Source organism: Mesorhizobium sp. M7A.F.Ca.CA.002.15.2.1 (assembly GCF_003998715.1).
Classification (GTDB): domain Bacteria; phylum Pseudomonadota; class Alphaproteobacteria; order Rhizobiales; family Rhizobiaceae; genus Mesorhizobium; species Mesorhizobium ciceri.
Genome location: NZ_RZPI01000640.1, coordinates 1 through 3152 on the forward strand (window position 1 = coordinate 1; position 3152 = coordinate 3152).

At 62.8% G+C, this 3152-nt stretch carries 3 protein-coding genes; 1 reads left to right on the plus strand and 2 read right to left on the minus strand.

Features of this window, described 5'->3' with window-relative positions:
* Together ENZ74_RS26670 and ENZ74_RS26675 are read right to left on the minus strand one after the other, a co-directional pair.
* A partial coding sequence (locus tag ENZ74_RS26670) for an ABC transporter permease subunit (protein ID WP_164761236.1) occupies positions 1 to 680 on the minus strand: 680 nt, incomplete at its 3' end.
* Between the two features lie 92 nt (positions 681 to 772).
* Entirely contained in the window at positions 773 to 1759 is a 987-nt protein-coding gene (locus ENZ74_RS26675; protein ID WP_063169129.1) for an ABC transporter substrate-binding protein, read from the minus strand.
* Between the two features lie 258 nt (positions 1760 to 2017).
* Between ENZ74_RS26675 and ENZ74_RS26680 the strand changes: the two genes are divergently transcribed.
* Positions 2018 to 2989, plus strand: coding sequence for a sugar-binding domain-containing protein (locus ENZ74_RS26680; protein WP_027162947.1), 972 nt, complete (start codon positions 2018 to 2020; stop codon positions 2987 to 2989).
* Positions 2990 to 3152: the final 163 nt, after the last annotated feature.

The following is a 3152-nucleotide window of genomic DNA, read 5'->3' on the forward strand; positions in this document are numbered from 1 at the left end:
ATGCCGAGAAAGGCCGGAATGCCGAAATTGCCGACGCATGAGACGAAGGCAAGGGCAGCGGCCGCCATGATCGACGGCGTCATCAAGGGCAGCACGATGGTGACCAGCACGGTGAACCAGCCGGCACCGCCCGCCCGCGCGGCTTCGACCAGCTCGCGCGGCAGCTTGCGCAGCCCGGCGCGCACCAACAGGAAAACCAGCGGGCCATACTGCACGCCGAGCAGCAGGATGATGCCCGATGTCGAATAGAGCGGGTTCCTGGTACCGAGCGGCGGTGCCGCCCCGAACAGCTTGAGGAACGGGCTTGCCGGGCCGAACAATTGCAGCCAGGCCAGCGCCGTCACCTGCGGCGCGATCATCAAGGGCATGACGTAACAGAGCACCATGGCGCTGCGAGCGCGGATATCGGTCAGAGTGACGAGGACGGCCACCAGCGTTCCAGACAGCACCGCAAGCAGGGTGCCGCCGATACCGACGACCAGTGTGTGCCAGGTGGCGATCCAGGTCGCCGGACTGGCGAGCCCCGCCTTTATCGCGACGGTCGACAGCGTGCCGCCGGGCGCCACGATCTCCTTGATCAGGCGCAGCATCGGCAGCAGGGAAAGCAGGACGATGACGATGGCTACCGCCGCCGTCAGGACCATTTCCTGGCCCCGGCTTTCCCTGATCCGTGTTGACATGATTGCGTTTCCTGGGGTCGATCAGCCGATGCGATCGGGGTTTTGCCCGTCAGGGATACCGCTGGGACGGCACCCCTGACTGGATTGCCGGCTCAGCCCCCGAACAATTCCGAGAACTTCGCCTTGTCGGCGTCGGTTTTGGCGACGATTGCCTTGGTGTCGAACGGCATCACCTTGACCTTGACGCCTTCCGGCAGCCATTCGGGGCGGCCGACCGAGGCGCGCGCCGGCAGATAGCCCATCGAAAGCGCAAGCTTCTGGCCGTCATCGGAAAGAATGAAGTCGACGAACTTCTTGGCGCCGTCGACATTCCTGGCGGTCTTCATGATGGCGACCGGTTCGGTCACTGCCGGCACACCTTCCGAGGGGAACACGAACTCGACCGGGGAACCCTTCTTCTTGGCGTTCATCGCCATGAAGTCGACCAGGATGCCATAGGGCTTTTCGCCCGATGCCACCGCCTTCAGCACCGCACCATTGCCGCGCACGCTGACGGTGTTGTTGGTCTTCAGCTTCTGGAAGAAATCCCAGCCATAATTGGCGTCGCCGACGAAGCCCGAAAGCAGGTAGGCGGCGGCACCCGAATAGAGCGGGCTCGGCATGACCAGGCCATCGGCATAGGCGGGCTTGGCAAGATCGGCCCAATGCTGCGGCTTCTCGGCCGCGGCGGTGTTGTAAACGATGCCGGTGGTGATCAGCTTGCTGCCGAAATAGGTCTTGTCGGCGTCATAGGCATCCGCCTCGATGCCATCGAGCTTTGCCTCGGGATAGGGCAGTAGCCGGTCGTCCTTCTTCAACAGCTCCATCGAGACCGCATCGGCGATCAGAAGCACGTCGGGCTGCGGGCTGCCGGCGGCAAACTCGGCCGCCATCTTGGTGAGGATGTCGCTCGTTCCGGAGCGATAGATATTCACATCGATACCCGGCTGCGCCTTCTTGAAGGCATCCACGGTCTTGGCCGCGTCGGCTTCCGGCTGGGACGTGTAGAGCGTCAGTATTTCGGCGTTTGCCACGCCGGCAAACAAAGTTGCCGCGAGCGCCAGCTGGCTGGCCAGCAGCTTGATGAAGTGCGTCTTCAATGAGACCTCCTGTCTTTCTGTGCATGACCGGTCCGGCTCTGGCCGGCTCCCCGTCTCTTCCTCCCTGCACGGCGCATATGACTGGTGGATGACACAGCGCGTGAAACCCACAAAATATGTTCATATGTACGATGTCAATTACAAATGAACAGAAATGTGCGACAATCGACACGCCGCAGATCCGGCATCAGTTGACATCCGGCCGGTATTTCCTTGATGAGCACCGGTCAGGCCACGGCTCATGAGGGACAGGAACCGATGACCACAGAAAAACCCAGACAGGCTCGCCTGCCGATGGTCTCGTCGGACCTTACCGTCAAGACGGCATGGCTCTACTATGTCGAAGGTTTCACCCAGGAACAGATTGCCGAAAAGCTCGATGTCTCCAGGGTGAAGGTCATGCGTACGCTGGCCTCCTGCACCGCCGAGGGCATTGTCGTCACCATGATCAACGCGCCGACCGCCGGGCAGGTGGCGCTCGAGCGGGGACTGGAAAAGCGCTGGGGTCTGAATGCCGCCGTCGTCATCCCGACGCCTTCGGCGCATGACCATCTGGAGAAAGCCATCGGCCATGCCGTCGCGGCCTATCTCGGCGAGCAGATGCAGGACGGCATGACGCTCGCCATCGGTGGCGGCGCGACCCTGCATGCCAGCCTCGGCTTCCTTGCCCGCCGGCAGTTGAAGCGTGCCTGTGTGGTGGCGCTCGTCGGCAGCCTGCCGCACTCGCAATGGATCAATCCGTCCATCGTTGCCGCCAAGGTAGCCGATGTCTTCGAGGTCGACAGCTACCAGATCACCGCGCCGGTCACGGTCGACAATTCCTCGCTGCGCGATCTCCTCTGGGCGCAGCCGACCCTGCAGGATGTACGCCAACGCGCGGCCGCCGCCGACATCGCGCTGCTCACCGTCGGCGACATGTCGCCGGACGCCACCATCTTCCGGCATGGCATCGTTCCGTCATCGCTGATCGCTCCGTTGAAAGCGAAGGGCGCGGTCGCCAACATGCTGTGCTATTTCGTCGATGCCAATGGCCGTTTGGTGGACCACGAGGTAAACGGGCGTGTCATGGCCATCGATCTCGATGTGGTCGGCAAGGTGCCGAATGTGGTTCTCGCCGCGGGCGGCAAGCGCAAGGTCGCGGCGATCCTCGCCGCACTGAAAGCCGTCGACACCAATGTGCTGATCACTGACAGCGATACCGCCACGGCGCTGCTTGCCAAGGGCGGTTAGATCAGCCCGCGCTCGCGCAAAAAATCCTCGACGCCGACATGGGTCATGGATTCGAATTCGGCGATCGCCTCGGCCACCCGCTTGCGCTGCGCCGCCAACAGTGTGAACACCTGCTTCATCTCGCCGGAAACACCAAAACGGCTCCACCGCTCGGCGATATGCG